Source organism: Microvirga lotononidis, assembly GCF_034627025.1.
Lineage (GTDB): Bacteria > Pseudomonadota > Alphaproteobacteria > Rhizobiales > Beijerinckiaceae > Microvirga > Microvirga lotononidis.
Map to the genome: position 1 here is coordinate 2,476,796 of NZ_CP141048.1, position 17,143 is coordinate 2,493,938.

Below are 17,143 nucleotides of genomic sequence, written 5' to 3' on the forward strand. Positions count from 1 at the left end.
TGGAAATTTTCCGATGTCGAAGCTGAGCACCTCTGCCGGTGCGCTCTTCCGAGGCAACGCCGATGACCAATCCGCTTAAAGGCCGTCTTAGTATCGTCGCTTCCTGCCGTGGCGCCTTCCTCGGCGTCGCGGTGCTGAGCGGCTTGATCAACCTTCTCTACCTGTCGGGCTCCATTTTCATGATGGAGGTCTACGACCGGGTCCTGCCCAGCCGCAGCATCCCGACGTTGGTCGGGCTCTCCATCATCATCGTCGTGCTCTATCTCTTTCAAGGCCTGTTCGACATGGTGCGAGGCCGGATTCTCGCCCGGGTCGGTGCCGCGCTCGACGAGGACCTGAGCCAGAAAGTGTTTCAGGGCCAGCTCGCCGCGCCGATCAAAGGCAAGGCGGAAGGCGACGGGCAGCAGCCCCTCCGCGATCTCGATCAGCTCCGGGCCTTCCTCGCTGGAGGCGGGCCGTCGGCGCTCTTCGACCTGCCGTGGATGCCGCTCTACCTGTTCATCTGCTTCGCGTTCCATCCTTGGCTCGGAGCCGTCGCTTTGGGCGGCGCGATCGTCCTCGTCGCGATCACTCTTCTGACCGAGTTCTTCACGCGGGAAGCCTCGAAGGCTGCTGTGAGTGCTGCTCTGGTCAGGAATGGGATCTCCGATGGGGCGCGTCGAAATGCAGAGGTCGTCCACGCCATGGGCATGGCGCAGCGGATCGGAACCCGCTGGAGCCAGGCCAATGCGACCTATCTGTCCTATCAGCAGAAGACATCCGACGTGGCCGGCGGCTTCGGCGCCATGTCGAAGGTTCTGAGAATGCTGCTGCAATCGGCCGTTCTCGCGCTCGGTGCCTATCTCGTCATCGACGGCCAAGCGACGGGCGGCATCATGATCGCCAGTTCGATCCTGACGTCGCGGGCTTTGGCGCCTGTCGAACTCGCCATCGCCAACTGGAAAGGCTTCGTGAGCGCGCGCCAGGGCTGGCATCGGCTCAAGACTCTTCTGGACGCCAATGCGAGCGTCGAGGCGCCCTTGAAGCTGCCCGCGCCACGATCCGTTCTTTCCCTCGAGAATGCGGGAACCGGAGCTCCGGGCGGCCAACGCTTCGCCATCCAGGACGTCGCATTTCAACTGAATGCGGGAAGCGGGCTTGGAGTCATCGGACCGAGCGCATCCGGGAAGTCTTCCCTCGCCCGTATGATCGTCGGTGTCTGGCCGACATGGCGGGGCAAGGTCCGCCTGGATGGAGCCGCGCTGGAGCAGTGGCTGCCGGAGGATCTGGGACGCCACATCGGCTACCTGCCGCAGGACGTCGAGCTCTTCGCCGGGAGCGTGGCGCAGAACATCGCACGCTTCGATCCGGATCCGAAGCCCGAGGCCATCATCGAGGCCGCCAAGTTCGCCAATGTGCACGAGATGATCCTGCAGCTCCCGGACGGCTACGAGACGCAGGTCGGCGAGGCCGGTGCCGCGCTCTCTGGGGGACAGCGGCAGCGTATCGCTCTGGCCCGGGCTCTCTACGGCAATCCGTTCCTCGTGGTGCTCGACGAGCCGAACTCCAACCTCGACAACGAGGGGGAGCAGGCTCTGACCGCAGCCATCATGAGCATCAGGGCCCGGGGCGGCGTGGTGATCGTGATCGCTCACCGTCCCAGCGCCCTTGCCGGTGTCGACATGGTTCTCGTGATGGGTGAGGGGCATGTGCAAACCTTCGGCCACAAGGACGAGGTTCTGAGCAAGGTCCTGCGTCCCGTGCCGGCGGCACAGGCGTCCGAACCGCGGGTCGCTCCCGTCACACCGTTGAAAGTCGTCGAAGATCTGGGAGTTGCGTCATGAGTCACGCACAGAAGGCAAGCGCCCGTACATCCATCCGCCGTCATACCTTGCTCGGCTTGTCGGCCGCACTCTTCCTTGTCGGCGGGCTCGGCGGCTGGGCCGTGGTGACGGAGCTGTCCGGAGCGGTCGTGGCGCCGGGAGCCGTGGTGGTGGACAGTCACGTCAAGAAGGTCCAGCATCCGACCGGCGGCGTCGTGGGCGAGATCCATGCCCGTGACGGAGACCGCGTTCGAGCGGGAGACATCGTGATCCGGCTCGACGAGACGGTCGCCCGCGCCAATCTCGCAATGGTGTCCAAGAGCCTGGACGAGCTCGCGGCCCGCCAGGGGCGCCTCGAATCCGAGCGGGATGGGGCGAGGGACATCACTTTTCCCGCGGCCCTCAGAAGCCGTCTCGACGAGACTGACATCGTCGAACTGACCCGAAGCGAGACCCGGGTTTTCGAGTCTCGCCGCGAAGCGCGCGAAGGGCAGAAGGCGCAGCTCAAGGAGCGGATCGCGCAGCTGCAGGAGCAGATCGACGGGCTCGATCTCCAGGCGGCCGCGAAGGCCGACGAGATCCAGCTCATTCAAAGCGAACTGAGCGGCGTCGAGCAGCTCTGGCGGAAGAACCTCGTTCCCATCACCCGCGTGACGGCGCTCAAGCGGGAGGAGACGCGCCTGCGCGGCGAACGCGGGCAGCTCATCTCGAACATCGCGCAGTCGAAAGGCCGGATCAGCGAAACGGCGCTCCAGATCCTGCAGATCGAGCAGGATCTCAAGAGCGAAGTCTCGAAGGAGTTGCGTGAGGTTCAGGCCAAGATCGCCGAACTGGTCGAGCGCCGCGTGGCGGCCGAGGATCAGCTGAAGCGGATCGACATCCGGGCGCCGCAGGATGGGTTCGTGCATCAATCGATGGTCCACACGGTGGGCGGCGTCATCAATGCCGGCGAACCTCTGATGATGATCGTTCCCGAGTCCGACGAGCTCTCGATCGAAGTGAAGGTCTCGCCGCAGGACATCGATCAGCTGCGGCCGGGACTCGACACGGTCCTGCGCCTCTCAGCCTTCAACCAGCGCACCACACCGGAGATCAAGGGCAGGGTGAGCCTGATCGCGGCCGATCTGGTGACGGATCAGCGCTCGGGCATCCAGTACTATCCGGTGCGGGTGGCCTTCGCGGATGGGGAGCGCGATCGCCTCGGCGCTCTCAAGCTCATGCCCGGCATGCCCGTGGAAGGCTTCATCCAGACAGGCTACCGCACGGTCTTCTCGTACCTGACGAAGCCTATCGCCGACAACATGGCGAAGGCATTCCGCGAGGAATAAGGGTTGCCCGAACCGGAGTCGCGAGACACCGGTCAACGGCCCGCATCGGTCCTCTGGTGCGTTTCGATGTAGGTCTGCAGGGATTTCCCCACATCCTCGATATGCGTCCTGAGAAGAGCACACGCCTCTGCGACCTGTCCGGCCTCGCAGAGGCGCACCAGCGCGGCATGCTCGGTCTCCGCGCGCTTCATCCCGTCCGTGAGGGAGAGCTGCAGCCGGGTATGCCTGTCGCATTCCTGCAGGAGGTTGGCCACGATCGCCGAGGTGCGCGGCTGCCCGGCGTGACGGTACAGCAGCATGTGGAACTGCGTATTCAGCTCGCCCCAGCGCCGGACATGGTTCGCCCGAAGTTCGGCGCTGTATTCCTGGAGGATCCGGTTGAGCTGATCGTAGTCGCCTGCGGTCAGCTGCCTGGCGGAGGCCTCCAGCAGGCGGGGCTCCAGGAGCACCCTCAAGGCAAACAGCTCCTGGACTTCCTCCATGGACAGTTCGGACACGATGGCGCCCCGGTGAGGGTGGATCTTGACCAGCCCCTCCGCCTCAAGCTGCATCAGGGCCTCCCGAACGGGAATGCGGCTCACGCCGAACTCGCCCGCCAGGGCATCCTGCCGCAGGGGGGACCCCGCCCTGAACTCGCCATCGAGAATCCGCTCGCGCAGACTTTCCGCAACGGCAGCGGCAATCGTCCGGTGCTGAAGGGACTTCTGCGCGGTCCTGGGAGATGGCTTGGTTTCAAGAGTCATGACTCGAGCTATCACTGAACGTCCAGGAACGCATCCATAGCAGCGCCCCAAGAGATTGGCTTGACAAGGTAGATTTTATACAATCTACAATAATGCCTCCGAATGTCCAGAGTGGGAGAAGGACGGCATGGCGAGGATCGGTTGGGAAGGGGTATTCCCTGCGGTGACCACCCAGTTCAAGGCGAATTACGACTTGGATATCGAGGCCACCGCCAGGGTGATGGACGGCTTGATCCGGGACGGCGTCTCCGGGTTGATCGTCTGCGGAACGGTCGGCGAAAACACGTCGCTCAGCCGCTCCGAAAAGGTGGCCGTCATGGAAACGGCGAAGGCCGTCTCCGGCGGCCGGGTGCCGGTGATCGCCGGCATCGCCGAATTCACCACCCCATTCGCCTGTGAGGTCGCGAAGGAGGCTGCCCGCGTGGGCCTCGACGGCGTCATGGTCATGCCCGCGCTCGTCTATTCCTCGAAGCCGCACGAAACGGCCGCCCATTTCCGCGGCGTCGCCAAGGCGACCGATCTGCCGGTGATGGTCTACAACAATCCGCCGATCTACAAGAACGACGTGACACCCGACATTCTGGCCTCGCTCGCCGATTGCGAAACCGTCGTGTGCTTCAAGGATTCATCCGGCGACACGCGCCGCTTCACCGACACGCGCAACATGGTCGGCGACCGCTTCGTGCTGTTCGCGGGCCTTGACGACGTGGTGGTCGAGAGCGTGATGCTCGGTGCGCAAGGCTGGATCTCCGGCATGTCGAACGCCTTTCCCCAGGAGGGCGAAACCCTGTTCCGCCTCGCGAAAGCCGGGCGCTACGAAGAGGCGCGCGCCCTTTACGATTGGTTCATGCCGCTGCTTCACCTCGATGCGAGGCCCGATCTCGTGCAATGCATCAAGCTGTGCGAGGCGATCATGGGTCGTGGCTCGGAACTGACGCGTCCCCCGCGCCTTGCTCTGAGCGCCGGGGAGCGCGCCGAGGTCGAGGCGGTGATGGACAGGGCGCTGAAGAACCGTCCGGTCCTTCCCGATGTCGGGCTGAAGTCCGCCGCCTGATCGAAAACGCGGCGGAGGGCCTTGATGTCCTCCGCCGTTCTGTTGTCGTTATTTGTCTTACGATCAGCGAGTGCAGCTATGGCGCGCCACACCTTCTTTTGCATCGACGGCCACACCTGTGGAAACCCGGTCCGCGTAGTTTCCGGCGGCAGCATCCCGCAGCTGAAGGGCGGGACGATGTTCGAGCGCCGTCAGCATTTTCTGGCGGAGTACGACTGGATCCGAACCGGCTTGATGTTCGAGCCCCGCGGGCACGACATGATGTCCGGCTCGATCCTCTATCCGCCGACGCGCCCCGATTGCGATGTCGGGATCCTGTTCATCGAGACGTCCGGCTGCCTCCCCATGTGTGGACATGGGACGATCGGGACCGTGACCATCGCCCTCGAGAACGGCCTGATCCATCCCAGAACACCCGGGCTCCTGCGTCTCGATACGCCGGCCGGCGTGGTCGAGGCCCGCTATGAACAGAATGGTCCCTTCATCGAGCGGGTCCGCATCACCAACATTCCATCCTTCCTCTATGGGAATGGCTACGAGGTCGAGGTGGAAGGGCTCGGGCATCTGACGGTGGATGTCGCCTATGGCGGCAATTTCTACGCTATCGTCGAGCCGCAGCCGCTCTATTCCGATCTGGCGGACATCAATCCGTCGGACGTTCTGCGCTGGAGTCCCAAACTGCGGGACGCCTTCAATGCGCGTTACCGGATCGCGCATCCGGAGAACCCGGACATCAACTGTCTGACCCATGTCCTGTGGACCGGACGTGCGCAGACCGCAGGCGGAACGGCCCGCAATGCCGTGTTCTATGGCGACAAGGCCATCGATCGGTCACCTTGTGGGACGGGAACATCGGCTCGCATGGCTCATCTCGCGGCACGCGGCGATCTGAAGGAGGGCGATGCGTTCGTCCATGAGAGCATCATCGGGTCCACCTTCGTCGGACGCATCGAGGGGCGGGCAAAGGTCGGAGACCGGGATGCCATCATTCCATCCATCGAAGGATGGGCGCGGGTGACCGGCTTCAACACGATCATCATCGACGACCGCGATCCCTTTGCGAAAGGGTTCCAGGTCGTGGACCGACCTTCACACCGGTAACGCCTAAGCGTCAGATGCGGATCGAACTTTCTCCCGAATGGATGCACGATGCGGATCGCGATTGTCGGAGCTGGAATCGTTGGCCTCGCGGCCGCTCACTCCCTTCTGGATCGGGGACATGAAGTCATTCTGATCGATCCGGGCAATCAGACCGCACGGCCGACGGACGGCAATGCCGGCTGGATCGCTCATACCGACATCATGCCGCTGGCCTCTCCCAAGGTGTGGAGGGATCTTCCAGGCTGGCTGATGGATCCGCTGGGGCCTCTCACCATCAGGCCTGCCTATCTTCCCGCTCTGATGCCGTGGCTGATGCGCTTCATGCTGGCGTCGTCGCCCCTGCGGATCAAGGCCAGCATGGCGGCTATCCGCGCCATCAACGCCGAAGCGTTGCCCTCCTGGAAGAGGCTGCTGTCCTCGTTGGACCTGAACACGCATCTGCGCGAGAAGGGCATTCTCTCCGTCTGGAAGCGGCATGAGGCTTTTCTGCGGGCTAAGGACGTCCTCGACCGTCAGCGCGACCTCGGCATCGGAGTCGAGATCCTCGACCGGACGGAGCTCGCCAGCCTGGAGCCCTCACTCCGTAACGTCGAAGCAGGCGCGCTTTTCCCGGACGCATGTCACATCTCCGATCCGGCCCATCTGGCGTCGGACCTTAGAAGGCTCGCACTCGCACGTGGCGCGCAGCATGTCGCTGCTCGCGTCCTGGCAGTAGAGCCAAGCGATGCCGCGATCCGCATCCAGGCGGAGGGTACCGCCGGCGCAATCGTTGCCGACAGGGTCGTCATCGCTGCCGGGGTCTGGTCACGGCCGCTCGCGAAGATCCTGGGAGACCGGATTCCCCTTGATACGGAGCGCGGCTACAATGCCACCTATCCTAAGGGTTCGTTCGGTCTCCATCGTCCCACCATGTTCGAGGGTGAAGGCTTCGTGACGACGCCGCTCGATACCGGAGACAGGGTCGGGGGCGCCGTCGAGTTCGCGGGCCTGGACGCCAAGCCCAATCATGATCGCACTTCCGCGATGATCGTACGGCTCAAGCGCTTTCTGCCGGACTTCGATGCCGACCAGGATGCGAAACGCTGGATGGGCTTTCGCCCGTCCATTCCGGATTCCCTGCCCGTGATAGGTCCTTCCAGGCGGGACCCTCGCATCGTCTACGCGTTCGGTCATGGCCATCACGGATTGACCCAGGCCGCCGTCACATCGCGCCTAGTGGCGGATCTCATCGACGGCATGGCCGGTGAAATCGATCTCAAGCCTTATTCGGCGCAGCGCTTCTGAACAGGCATTTCCATCCGGAACTCAGGGGCGCCGATTCTATGGCCGGTCCCGCCCGATAGGCTTCATGCCGTCGGTTGGGGAGTCGTCGGCGTCACGGGGATTTCAGGGGGCGACGTCGGGGGCACCCCGACGGGTTCGCCGGGCGGCGGAATGTCTCCGGGCGTCGCCGGGGGCACGCCGATCGGCTCAGGCTGAGGGCCTTCGGGCGGCGTGGGTGGACTCACCGGGGCCGGATTGGGATCCGCCGGTGTCGGCTCGGGATAAGGCTGGTTCGGCAGAGGGATGGGCATTCAGGCGGCGCTCCGCGGTTGAGGCGTCTTTCAGGGTCGGTAAAGGGGCAATCATCAGTGGAGCGCTAGGTTCCGGTCAAGGAAGGAGGCATCGCGGCCTGGACGGGATTCGAATGTCCCGGGAGGTCGCAATTCTATTCCTGCCCGCGGTCGCGCCGCCGCCGTTCGACTTCCTGTTTGATCAGCACGTCGAGAATCTCGCTCGGCACCGCCTTCGAAGGCCGACCGTTGATGGCGCGCAGGCGCTCGGTGTCGAACTTCGGCTCACGATCGACGGTCAGGAGGCCGTTGGTTTCCTGTGCCGTATCGGTGAGCTGAGTGTAGCAGAAACCGGCAAGCGCCGTGGAGGCCAGCAGCGCATCGACGAGTTCCTCGTAACGGGCGAGAAGAGCATCGGGACTGGCGAATTGGCCGTACCCGAACCAATCCTCGGCGGCCTGAGGCACGAATCCGAGACCGCCGAATTCGCTGATCACGATGGGCTCGTCTTCGATTTCGACCCCTTCGCCCAAAAGAGGATGGTGGTGCGGACGGACTTCGCGGAACGTCCGTGCGATGGCCTGCCGATCGACGTAGCGCTCGCGCAGCACGTCTCCGGTCTGCGCGTAATCGTGTACGCCGAAGATGTCGCCGACGGCGTGCTGCCAGCCGTCATTGGCGATCACCGGTCGCGTCGGGTCGACGGCTCGTGTGAGGTGATAGAGGGCGCTGACGAAGTCACGCTGCTGCCTGGAGCGGTCGAGGTCCGGCACGCCCCAGCTTTCGTTCAGGGGAACCCAGGTGATGATGCTGGGATGGTTGTAGTCGCGGCGGACGGCCTCCAGCCATTCGCGGGTGAGCATTTCAGCGGCGCGGTCCGAATAGACATAAGCGTTGGCGGCCTCGCTCCAGACGAGCATGCCGAGTCGGTCGCACCAGAACAGGAAGCGCGGGTCCTCCAGCTTCTGGTGAATGCGAACGCCATTGAAGCCCAAGGATTGCGCCAGCTCCACCTCGCGCTTGAGGGCACCTGCATCTGGGGCTGTGAGGAGAGAATCCGGCCAGTAGTTCTGCGCCAGAACGAGGCGCAGGAACGTCGGAATGCCGTTGATGATGAAGCGCCCGTCGCGGGCTTCGATGCGGCGCAGGCCGAAATAGCTTTCGACACGGTCGATGACGGCGCCGTTCTCGTCGGTCAGTTCGATCAACGCCTCGATGAGGTTGGGATGCTCGGGCGCCCACAGCAGGGTGCGGCGCCGGCGGATCGCCGCATCGTTGATATCGAGGAGGAGGTCCCGCCGCAATTCGCGCCCCGAGAGCAGATAGGTGTCCTCGACGAGCGTGCGGGTCGGCCTATCTCCCTTCAGCTGCACGCGCAGGTGCCAGCCCGCAGGAGGCGTTCGGTCTAGGCGAAGGACCAGCCCGACGCCGAAGCGGTCGACGTCGGGCGTCCACCGCAGCTCGGCAATGGCGACCCTCGGGACTGGTTCCAGCCAGACGGGCTGCCAGATGCCGGTGGTGCGATGATACCAGATATAGCCAGGCTGCTCTTCCCAGTACTGCTTGCCTCGCGGCTGCTGGAGATCCCGGGGCTCATCCTCGGCTCGAACCACGACGATCTGGGTCTCGCCGGGAGCGAGCAGGGGGGTGATGTCGGCGGAGAACGGCGTCTGTCCGCCCGTGTGCTCCACCGCCATGCGGCCGTTGACCCAGATCGTGGCCTTGTAGTCGACGGCACCGAAATGGATGACGAGGCGCTCCCGGCGATCCGCCTCCTGAACCTGCACTTCGCGGCGGTACCAGACGACCGGATGGAACCCGGTTTCGTGTATGCCGGATGATTTGCTCTCGGGTGCGAAGGGCACCATGATTTCGCGGTCGAATGGTTCCGTCCGCTCGAACCAGCGCTCGGCAAGCCCCTCGTCTTCGCCGTCGAACGCGAAGCCCCACGGGCCGCACAGGTCGATCCAGCGGTCACGGCGCAGTTGCGGGTGAGGGTGGAGCTCGGCTGGAATGGTCGTCTCGGTCATGTTCCATCCCCCTGTTATTGTGCTGCCGCAACCGGGCAGGAGGCAGGCTTGTCCTCTCGTTCCGACCAACGCGTGAGGGCCGGGGAGGTTCTCAAGAGCGCTCTGCGATGAAACCTTCCCTTAGGTAAGCCGTTCCCCAACTTGGATCACATGACGGCCGAGGTTCGCCCGCGGCCTCACCGCTGTGCTGCAGTGGAAGCACTGACGCTCAAGGGATGGCCTCGGCATGACCCAAGCGCTCCCACCTCGATCCCACCTTCATCGCCTCACTGCCCCAGAGGCGTTCTGGTGGTCCACCGGAATCGAGGACACCTTCATCACGGCCCCGCATCCGGTCACGGGGCGGACCCTCGACGAGTACGAGCTGACCGGTCACTACGACCGCTGGCACGGCGATCTGGGCCTCGTGGCCGAGCTCGCCGTGCCCTGCGCCCGCTACGGCGTGCCGTGGCACCGCATTCAGCCCACGGCGACCACCTGGGACTGGACCTTCCCGGACGAAACCCTGGAGAGGCTTCTCGACCTCGGCGTCGATCCACAAGTCGACCTGGTCCATTATGGATTGCCCGCCTGGATCGAGGGCGCCTTCCTGCATCCCGACTACCCGAAGCTCGTTTCCGATTACGCGGCGCGCCTTGCCGAGCGCTTTCGGGGGCGGATCACCTGGTACACCCCGCTCAACGAGCCGCGCATTACGGGCTGGTATTGCGGCCGCCTCGGCTGGTGGCCGCCGTTCCGGCGCAGCTGGCCGGGCTTCGTGGCGCTAATGCTGGCCATTGCCAAAGGCATGGTTGAAACCGTCAAGGCCCTGGAGAGCGTCGACCCGGAGATCGTGCCCTATTTCGTCGATGCCACGGACCTGTTCGATACCGACGACCCCGCCTTCGAGGACGAGGCACGGCGCCGCCAGGATATCGTCTTCCTCGCCCTCGATCTCGTCTCCGGGCGGATCGACGAGCGCCATTCCCTCTGGGACTGGCTTTTGAAGAACGGCGCGCGGGAGGCCGATCTCGCTTACTTCCTCGACAATGCCGTGGCGCTGCCGGTCATCGGCATGAACCTCTACCCGATGTTCACGCAGAAGAAGCTGCTGCGTGACGCAGGAGGGCGCTTCCGGATCCGCATGCCCTATGCCGGCGCCGATCTCATCACCCGGCTCGGGCGGCTCTATTATGAGCGCTACGGGGCTCCACTCATGATCTCGGAGACGGCCTCCATGGGCTCCCTGCGGCGCCGGCTCGACTGGCTCGATGCGTCGGTCGCGGCCACCCGGCAGCTGCGGGAAGATGGCATTCCGCTGGTAGGATATACCTGGTGGCCGATGTTCGCGCTTGTCACATGGGCCTACCGCCAGGGAAACCGCCCCGTGACCGAGCACCTGGCGCAGATGGGATTGTGGGACATCGTCCCGGACGAAGCCGATCCGCTGCGCCGGGTTCGGACCTCCGGCGTGGATATCTATCGCCGCCTGGTGCAAGGCGGGGCTGAGAGCGTCGGGAGGTTGTCCCAAGTGCCGTCCCGCGCCGCGGCAGCGCTTTGAGGCGGAAGGGGAGAGCGCGATGTTCAGAAGCTTCTTTCTCGCGGGCTTTGAGGGCTCCACCGGCTACAACCGGCACGGCCATTGGTTCGACCAGGTCGTGGCGACCGGACATGACAGGACGGTGGACGACGATTATCGGCAGCTCGCCCGGCTCGACATCCATGCCGCTCGCGAAACGATCCGCTGGCCCTTGGTGGATCTCGGGCGTGGGCGCTACGACTTCTCCACGGTCGAGCCCTTCGTCGAGGCCTCGCGTCGGCACCATGTGGAAGTCGTGTGGGATCTCTTCCATTACGGCTATCCAAAGGGGCTCGACCTGTGGAGCGAGGATTTCCCCAGGCGCTTCGCCGATTACTGCTACGCGGTCGGCCGCTACATCGCCCAGCGCACCGAAGGCATCTGCGCCTTCACGCCGGTGAACGAGCCCTCGTTCATGTCCTACGCGGCCGGTGAGAAGGGCTTGTTCGCGCCTCATGCCACGGGGCGTGGGTGGGATCTCAAGGTGGCCCTGTCCCGAGCGGCGATCGAGGGCATCAATGCCCTGTGGGCGGCCTGTCCCGGCGCACGGATGGTGAACGTCGATCCCCTCTGCCGCGTGGCCGTGCCTCCCGGCCGTCCGGAGCTCGAGGATCAGGTGAGGGACTTCAATGACCGCCTCGTGTTCCAGGGCTGGGACATGCTGTGCGGCCGCCTGCTGCCCGAGCTCGGGGGCAGCAGGCGGCATTTGGGCATCGTGGGAATCAACTATTACTGGACCAACCAGTGGGAGTTCGGAGGAATCCCGAAGGCCGACGGGGTCATCCCGCCGCTGGCGGACGAGGATCCCCGCAGATGGCCCTTGAGCGCCCTCGTCCGCTCGGTGTGGAAGCGTTACGGCGGCGAAGTGATGATCACGGAAACCAGCCATATCGGCGACAGCCGCGGGCGCTGGCTGCGGGAGGTGGCGCAGGAGGCCGAGGAGCTGCTTCAGGACGGGGTGCCCCTGCGAGGGGTGTGCCTTTACCCTATCCTCGGCATGCCGGAATGGCACGACCCGGATATCTGGACTCCGATGGGGCTCTGGGATCCCGTCTGCCATCGCGATCCCGACGGAGAGCGGCTGATCTGCGAGCCGATGCTCGCGGCCCTGCAATCCGTCCGCCATGTGGACGAGCTCCATCGCAGGATCGTCTCCCGCTCCCGCATGGGGAGGAACACCCCTCGGTCAGAGCGGGTGTCAGGGGCGGTCTCGGCGGGGTGACGCGGTTGCCCCGAATTCGGCGCACCATCAATCCACCGTGACCTTGAAGCGAACCAGGTCCCTGTTCATGGTCGGGCGCTTCGTCTGCCAGTTGAAGCGGGTCAGGTAGAGATAGAACGTGCTTCCGGCGGTCTGGAACACCGGCGACGGGCTGTCGTGATCGATGATCGAGGGATAGTCGTAATAGGCCTTCTTCTCGGTGGTGCCCCAGGGCGGATCGAACGGGGCGAGCAGGGCGGCGGCCGACCAGTTCCGCAGGTCGGGCGAGGTCGCATAATAGACGCCCCCAGTGTCGTTCACCCGCGTGGACCAGACGACCATCCAGAGATTCCTCGATTCCAGACGGATCAGGGACCGCACCTTGCCGCTCATGTCGCCGTTCCCGAGACGGTCGCATGTGGCCCGAACGGGTTTCTGCCCATCGGCCGGGTAGGGGTTCGGGGGCTGAACGAAGCTGCCTCTGCTCATCATCCGCCAACCGGTCACGAGATCGGATCGCGGAGCGCGGAACAGGCAGTTCCCGCGCCCGCCCGGTTCCGCGGCATCCTCCGTCCAGGCAATGAAATAGGCATATTCTCGGTCGAACACGGTGTTCGAGAGCGTGAGGAAGCCCGCGGCCTTGGTGTTCGTGTCGAAGCGCTCGTTCGACCCGGCGACGAGGCGCTGGCCACGGGGCAGAAGCTTGAAGGAGAAATCCCGCTCATCCGCCTCCAGGGCGACGAGGGAAAGATACCAGCATTCCGGCTTGCCGGGCCCCTTGGCGCAAAGCCCGTCATGGCGGAGCCCGGAGAACTCCTGGCTCGCCAATCCGAGAACACGCCCGCCACCGAGCGGGATGAGGCTCTGCACCCAGAACCGGTCATCGAGCGCTGCGGGATCCGCCGATTCCCCGCCCTGGGAGACGATGGAACAATCGGTGCGCAGATCGGCGAAGCTCGATCCTTCCAAAACTCTGTTCCGGAAATGCGCGGCGATCAGCGCAATGGAACCGTCCTGGCGGCGATAGGCCCTGGCGGGCGAATCCGGGATCGTGCGCCAGTCGCAGCGCTGCCGTTCATAGCTGTAGACCACCTCGGGCTCGGGAAAGACCGAGAAGTGAAGCTGTTCGCCCGCAATCGCGACCCTGCCCATCATGAGAAGCAGAAGGGCCAGCCATGCGAGGGCGTTCCAACGTTCCATCCTCATCGGGATATCTTCATCTCAGGTGCCGGCTGCGATGCGGCTCAGGAAGGGTGCCGGCTGGAGCCTGTTCGCGTTAAGGAAGTCCAGATACCGGGCGGCCGCCGCACTCCGGTGCCGGTCATAGGCATCGGGATCGAAGCGGATCATCTTCTTCAGGCTGGAGCGGGTGAGCGGCGCGGTCAGGTCGGCTGCGGCGACATGCGGGACGCCCGTGTTCTCGCAGAGTTCCTGGGTTCGGGAATCGATCGTGACGGTCAGGCCCATGCGCTCCGCCTGGAGAGCCAGGGCGACGCCATGATACCGGGACCCGATCGTGAGGTCGTGGCGGCGCAGCGTGTCCATCCAGGCCGGAACGTCATAGAACGATCGGACGTAGTTTCGGCACCAGCCCTTGAACTCCTCGAAGGAATAGTGCGGCACGGTGTGGTTGTGAATCTCCTTGAGCGCATGCGGATCGATCTCGTCGAAGATCTCTCGGGAAATCTGGATCATCTCTCCCATCGATTGAACCACGTACTGACCCGGATACATCGGATCCATCATGAGGCCGATAAGCTGATGCTCGATGTCCCGGGTCTTCAGCCACGCCTGATGACCTGCGGCGACCGAGATGGAGCGCGGCAGGGGAAGGTTTGACCACTGCTTGTGGATCTTCTGGCCGAGGCCCGGATTCGGGTTCGTGAAATACGAAGGGCAGCCGCCGGCAACCGAGCCATGGATACCCAGCTTGTCGAGCTGCGACGTGGTGAACGCACCGCGCGTATAGATGTTGGAGCCCGCCGAGGACGGATTGGAGCGCGCGATGACTTCGGCCCACCGACGGGTGCCGTCGGTCAGCTGGATGTCCTGATCGTAGCTGTCCGCCTGGGCGCCAAGCCCGATGGCAACGATCGGCAGGCCTGATTTCTCCAGGTTGTCCGCCATGGTGCCGTAATCCGTGTGGCGGCCCAGCTGGTTCGCGCACGGAATGACGATGATGTCGGCGTTCTCCTTCAGGCTCTCGGCCGATGCGCTCCAGCTGAAGAACTTGACCGGATTGGAAATGTGGCTGGCGATGGCATAGACGAAGGCCAGGTTGCCGTTGTTGTGGCCGATCCCATTGTAGAGATCCTCGAACGCGGCGTTCGAATAGAGTCCGAGGGACGGATACTTCCACAGGATCGCGACCCGCAGAGGCTTGGCGGGAGCCTTCGGCGCCGGAGCGGGCGGGCTGATCGGCTTGTCCATGGTCATTTCGTCGAGCATATGAAATCCATTCTGAAATCGAGTGTTGTCAGGGATCAAGCGGCTTCCGCTCGGCGCAGCCTCAGGCTGTTCTCCCACGATAATGCGTGGCGGATGATCTCCTCGAGATCGTCGAGCTGCGGAGACCAGTTCAGGGTCTCGCGGATCCGGTCGGCGCTTGCGATCAGGGTGGCGGGATCGCCGGACCGTCGGGGGGACAGGTTCACGGTGAAATCGACGCCCGAGACGCGCTTCACGGCCTCGATGACCTCATGCACCGAGTATCCGCGACCATAGCCGCAATTGAAGACCGTGCTGTTGCCGCCCGCATCGAGGTAGTCGAGCGCGAGCATGTGGGCCTGGGCCAGGTCCGACACGTGAATGTAGTCGCGCAGGCAGGTGCCGTCGGGCGTGGGGTAGTCGGTTCCGAAGATGTCGATGTGGGATCTCTCGCCAAGAGCCGCCTGGGTGGCGACCTTGATGAGATGCGTCGCCTGGCGGGTGCTTTGCCCGCTGCGGCCCTTCGGGTCGGCGCCCGCGACGTTGAAGTACCGGAGGGCCACGAAGCGGAGGGGATGGGCCCTGGTCACATCCCTCAGCATCATCTCTGTCATGAGCTTCGATGTGCCATAGGGCGAGACGGGGTTGAGCGGCGCGCCTTCGGAGATCGGGCTCTCCTTGGCATCGCCGTACACGGCGGCGGTCGAGGAGAACAGAAACTGCTCGACGCCGTTCTGCACCGCCGCGCTGATGAGCGAGCGCGACCTGACCGTGTTGTTCAGGTAGTATTTCAGCGGATCGGTGACGGATTCCGGAACGACGATCGAGCCCGCGAAGTGGGCAATCGCCTTGATGGAATGCTTGCGGATGATCCCGGCGACGAGGGCCTCGTCACCCACATCGCCCTCGATGAGGGTCGCGGCCGGATGAACCATCCAGTCGAAGCCGGTGCTGAGGTCGTCCAGGACCACCACGTCCCTTCCGGCATCGGCCAAGGCCAGTACCATATGGCTCCCGATATAGCCGGCGCCGCCCGTTACCAACACAGTCATGATGTCTCTCGCTCTTTGCTGTGACATGGAGAGAAGGGAATGGGATGCCGGAACACGGCCGGCATCCCCATAGGACGATCATGCGGCCTGCAACTGCCTGAATTCGCTCTGCCGCATCACGGGCTGCATCTTCGTATCCGCCCCGTTCTCGACCAGGAACTGATGCATTTCGCGGTAGGTGTGATGATAGGCGCGGTTGAATTTGTCGAAGAGAGACTGGTCCCAGTAATCCTCAAGCCTGAACTCCTTGCCGGAGAACACGTCGAAGCTCGGGATCTGATAGGTCTCGGCGAATTCCACCGTCCGGCTGTCATAGGTGAAGTAGATCGACGGGACGCCGTTGGCGAGCGCCATCAGATTGCCGTGGAGCCGGTATCCGAGGACCATGTCCTTCTGCTGGACGAGATCCTCGTAATCGGCGACCACGTCGGAATAGAACAGCCTCTCCCGATGGAGCTTCTCCATGGTCTCGTCGAGATACCAGTCGTTGACCTGCTTGTCGGCGCGCAGGGCCTTGAACGCCTCTTCCCGCTGCTCCGCCGTGCCGAGAACGATCTTCTTCTCCTCGACCTCGCCTTGCGCCATCAGCACCACGTCGAACCGCGCCGCCAGATTTTTCACAAGGTCGCGATGGAACGTCAGGTACTGCTTGATGTCGCGGGCATAGGTGGACGACACCTCGCGGCGCACCGTGATGCCGGCCGTCCGGATCTTCTCCAGAGGCGACAGCTGAATGTTCAGGTCGGGGTTGTTTCGGCGGAACGCGGTCGGGCAGCCGACGATGCGGATGTTCTTGATTCCGAGATCCCAAAGGACCTGTGCCGAATAGGCCCCACGCACGCCGATGGAGGTGGTGGAATCGGCCATCATGCGAAGGACCGTCTTGGTTTCCTCCGACAGCTCGATCTTGCCCTTGACCGGAGCCTGCGCGCCGATGCCCCAGGCGATGACCGGGATCTTGAGCTTCTTGAGGACGTCGACCGCCTGGTCCCAGACCATGTCCTTGTGGACGTAGTTCGATCCGCGCAGGAACACGTAATCGTACTCGGCATTGATCCGGTCGATCTGGGCAAGGTCGGGCTTCGCGATCTCCAGCGCATCGAGCTTGTCGTAGTTCAGGAGCTTCAACGACGAGTCGAAGACGAAAGCGTCGCCGATGTTGTGGTAATGATTGATGCTGCGCTGGATGTCCTTGTGCCGGTACCAGCGGACATTGTCGTGATTGTAGACTTCGCCCGACGGGCTGATGACGAGAATACGCTTCATGATTATGCCTCCAAGTATGTCCGCCAGG

14 protein-coding genes are annotated in these 17,143 nt (G+C 63.9%); 7 read left to right on the top strand and 7 right to left on the bottom strand.

What is annotated here, in order from left to right; translation table 11 throughout:
• Positions 1-62: 62 nt before the first annotated feature.
• Together U0023_RS11720 and U0023_RS11725 are read left to right on the top strand one after the other, a co-directional pair.
• Positions 63-1,823: a type I secretion system permease/ATPase gene (locus tag U0023_RS11720; RefSeq protein ID WP_009492979.1), complete on the top strand. Its 1,761-nt coding sequence runs from the start codon at positions 63-65 to the stop codon at positions 1,821-1,823.
• Positions 1,820-3,130 carry an HlyD family type I secretion periplasmic adaptor subunit gene (locus tag U0023_RS11725; protein WP_009492978.1) on the top strand — a complete coding sequence of 437 codons (1,311 nt, stop codon included), beginning with the start codon at positions 1,820-1,822 and terminating at the stop codon, positions 3,128-3,130. Before U0023_RS11720 ends, U0023_RS11725 begins: the two co-directional genes overlap by 4 nt.
• Positions 3,131-3,162: 32 nt before the next feature.
• Here U0023_RS11725 and U0023_RS11730 read toward each other — a convergent pair whose 3' ends face one another.
• Positions 3,163-3,873: a GntR family transcriptional regulator gene (locus U0023_RS11730; RefSeq protein ID WP_009492977.1), complete on the bottom strand. Its 711-nt coding sequence runs from the start codon at positions 3,871-3,873 to the stop codon at positions 3,163-3,165.
• A gap of 127 nt (positions 3,874-4,000) precedes the next feature.
• Between U0023_RS11730 and U0023_RS11735 the strand changes: the two genes are divergently transcribed.
• The 3 genes from U0023_RS11735 (at position 4,001) to U0023_RS11745 (ending at position 7,312) form a co-directional block, all read left to right on the top strand.
• Positions 4,001-4,927: a dihydrodipicolinate synthase family protein gene (locus U0023_RS11735; protein WP_009492976.1), complete on the top strand. Its 927-nt coding sequence runs from the start codon at positions 4,001-4,003 to the stop codon at positions 4,925-4,927.
• Positions 4,928-5,005: 78 nt separating this feature from the next.
• Positions 5,006-6,028 carry a 4-hydroxyproline epimerase gene (locus tag U0023_RS11740; RefSeq protein WP_040639254.1) on the top strand — a complete coding sequence of 341 codons (1,023 nt, stop codon included), beginning with the start codon at positions 5,006-5,008 and terminating at the stop codon, positions 6,026-6,028.
• A gap of 48 nt (positions 6,029-6,076) precedes the next feature.
• Positions 6,077-7,312 (top strand): NAD(P)/FAD-dependent oxidoreductase, encoded by a 1,236-nt coding sequence (locus U0023_RS11745; protein ID WP_009492974.1) that lies wholly within the window; start codon positions 6,077-6,079, stop codon positions 7,310-7,312.
• A gap of 62 nt (positions 7,313-7,374) precedes the next feature.
• Here U0023_RS11745 and U0023_RS11750 read toward each other — a convergent pair whose 3' ends face one another.
• Positions 7,375-7,602, bottom strand: a complete 228-nt coding sequence (locus tag U0023_RS11750) for a hypothetical protein (protein WP_009492973.1) — start codon at positions 7,600-7,602, stop codon at positions 7,375-7,377.
• 134 nt (positions 7,603-7,736) lie between these two features.
• Positions 7,737-9,611, bottom strand: a complete 1,875-nt coding sequence (locus U0023_RS11755; protein WP_009492972.1) for a glycoside hydrolase family 2 protein — start codon at positions 9,609-9,611, stop codon at positions 7,737-7,739.
• A gap of 226 nt (positions 9,612-9,837) precedes the next feature.
• On the opposite strand from U0023_RS11755, the gene U0023_RS11760 reads away from it, so the two are divergent.
• Both U0023_RS11760 and U0023_RS11765 read left to right on the top strand, forming a co-directional pair.
• Positions 9,838-11,151: a family 1 glycosylhydrolase gene (locus U0023_RS11760; protein WP_009492971.1), complete on the top strand. Its 1,314-nt coding sequence runs from the start codon at positions 9,838-9,840 to the stop codon at positions 11,149-11,151.
• Positions 11,152-11,170: 19 nt separating this feature from the next.
• Complete coding sequence (locus tag U0023_RS11765; protein WP_009492970.1) at positions 11,171-12,391, top strand: hypothetical protein; 1,221 nt, start codon at positions 11,171-11,173, stop codon at positions 12,389-12,391.
• Positions 12,392-12,418: 27 nt separating this feature from the next.
• On the opposite strand, the gene U0023_RS11770 is transcribed toward U0023_RS11765, so the two are convergent.
• The 4 genes from U0023_RS11770 to U0023_RS11785 all read right to left on the bottom strand — a co-directional run bounded on the left by U0023_RS11770 (position 12,419) and on the right by U0023_RS11785 (position 17,115).
• A complete protein-coding gene (locus tag U0023_RS11770) occupies positions 12,419-13,576 on the bottom strand; it encodes a hypothetical protein (protein ID WP_009492969.1) in 1,158 nt (385 codons plus the stop codon).
• Between the two features lie 15 nt (positions 13,577-13,591).
• Positions 13,592-14,818 carry a polysaccharide pyruvyl transferase family protein gene (locus U0023_RS11775; protein WP_009492968.1) on the bottom strand — a complete coding sequence of 409 codons (1,227 nt, stop codon included), beginning with the start codon at positions 14,816-14,818 and terminating at the stop codon, positions 13,592-13,594.
• 35 nt (positions 14,819-14,853) lie between these two features.
• Positions 14,854-15,849, bottom strand: a complete 996-nt coding sequence (galE, locus tag U0023_RS11780) for a UDP-glucose 4-epimerase GalE (protein ID WP_009492967.1) — start codon at positions 15,847-15,849, stop codon at positions 14,854-14,856.
• Between the two features lie 78 nt (positions 15,850-15,927).
• A complete protein-coding gene (locus U0023_RS11785) occupies positions 15,928-17,115 on the bottom strand; it encodes a polysaccharide pyruvyl transferase family protein (protein WP_009492966.1) in 1,188 nt (395 codons plus the stop codon).
• Positions 17,116-17,143: the final 28 nt, after the last annotated feature.

Bases quoted from the DNA above. Each gene is read 5' to 3' on its own strand.
- U0023_RS11720 (WP_009492979.1), top strand. From the start codon at position 63: ATGACCAATCCGCTTAAAGGCCGTCTTAGTATCGTCGCTTCCTGCCGT.
- U0023_RS11725 (WP_009492978.1), top strand. From the start codon at position 1,820: ATGAGTCACGCACAGAAGGCAAGCGCCCGTACATCCATCCGCCGTCAT.
- U0023_RS11730 (WP_009492977.1), bottom strand. From the start codon at position 3,873: ATGACTCTTGAAACCAAGCCATCTCCCAGGACCGCGCAGAAGTCCCTT.
- U0023_RS11735 (WP_009492976.1), top strand. From the start codon at position 4,001: ATGGCGAGGATCGGTTGGGAAGGGGTATTCCCTGCGGTGACCACCCAG.
- U0023_RS11740 (WP_040639254.1), top strand. From the start codon at position 5,006: ATGGCGCGCCACACCTTCTTTTGCATCGACGGCCACACCTGTGGAAAC.
- U0023_RS11745 (WP_009492974.1), top strand. From the start codon at position 6,077: ATGCGGATCGCGATTGTCGGAGCTGGAATCGTTGGCCTCGCGGCCGCT.
- U0023_RS11750 (WP_009492973.1), bottom strand. From the start codon at position 7,602: ATGCCCATCCCTCTGCCGAACCAGCCTTATCCCGAGCCGACACCGGCG.
- U0023_RS11755 (WP_009492972.1), bottom strand. From the start codon at position 9,611: ATGACCGAGACGACCATTCCAGCCGAGCTCCACCCTCACCCGCAACTG.
- U0023_RS11760 (WP_009492971.1), top strand. From the start codon at position 9,838: ATGACCCAAGCGCTCCCACCTCGATCCCACCTTCATCGCCTCACTGCC.
- U0023_RS11765 (WP_009492970.1), top strand. From the start codon at position 11,171: ATGTTCAGAAGCTTCTTTCTCGCGGGCTTTGAGGGCTCCACCGGCTAC.
- U0023_RS11770 (WP_009492969.1), bottom strand. From the start codon at position 13,576: ATGAGGATGGAACGTTGGAACGCCCTCGCATGGCTGGCCCTTCTGCTT.
- U0023_RS11775 (WP_009492968.1), bottom strand. From the start codon at position 14,818: ATGCTCGACGAAATGACCATGGACAAGCCGATCAGCCCGCCCGCTCCG.
- galE (WP_009492967.1), bottom strand. From the start codon at position 15,849: ATGACTGTGTTGGTAACGGGCGGCGCCGGCTATATCGGGAGCCATATG.
- U0023_RS11785 (WP_009492966.1), bottom strand. From the start codon at position 17,115: ATGAAGCGTATTCTCGTCATCAGCCCGTCGGGCGAAGTCTACAATCAC.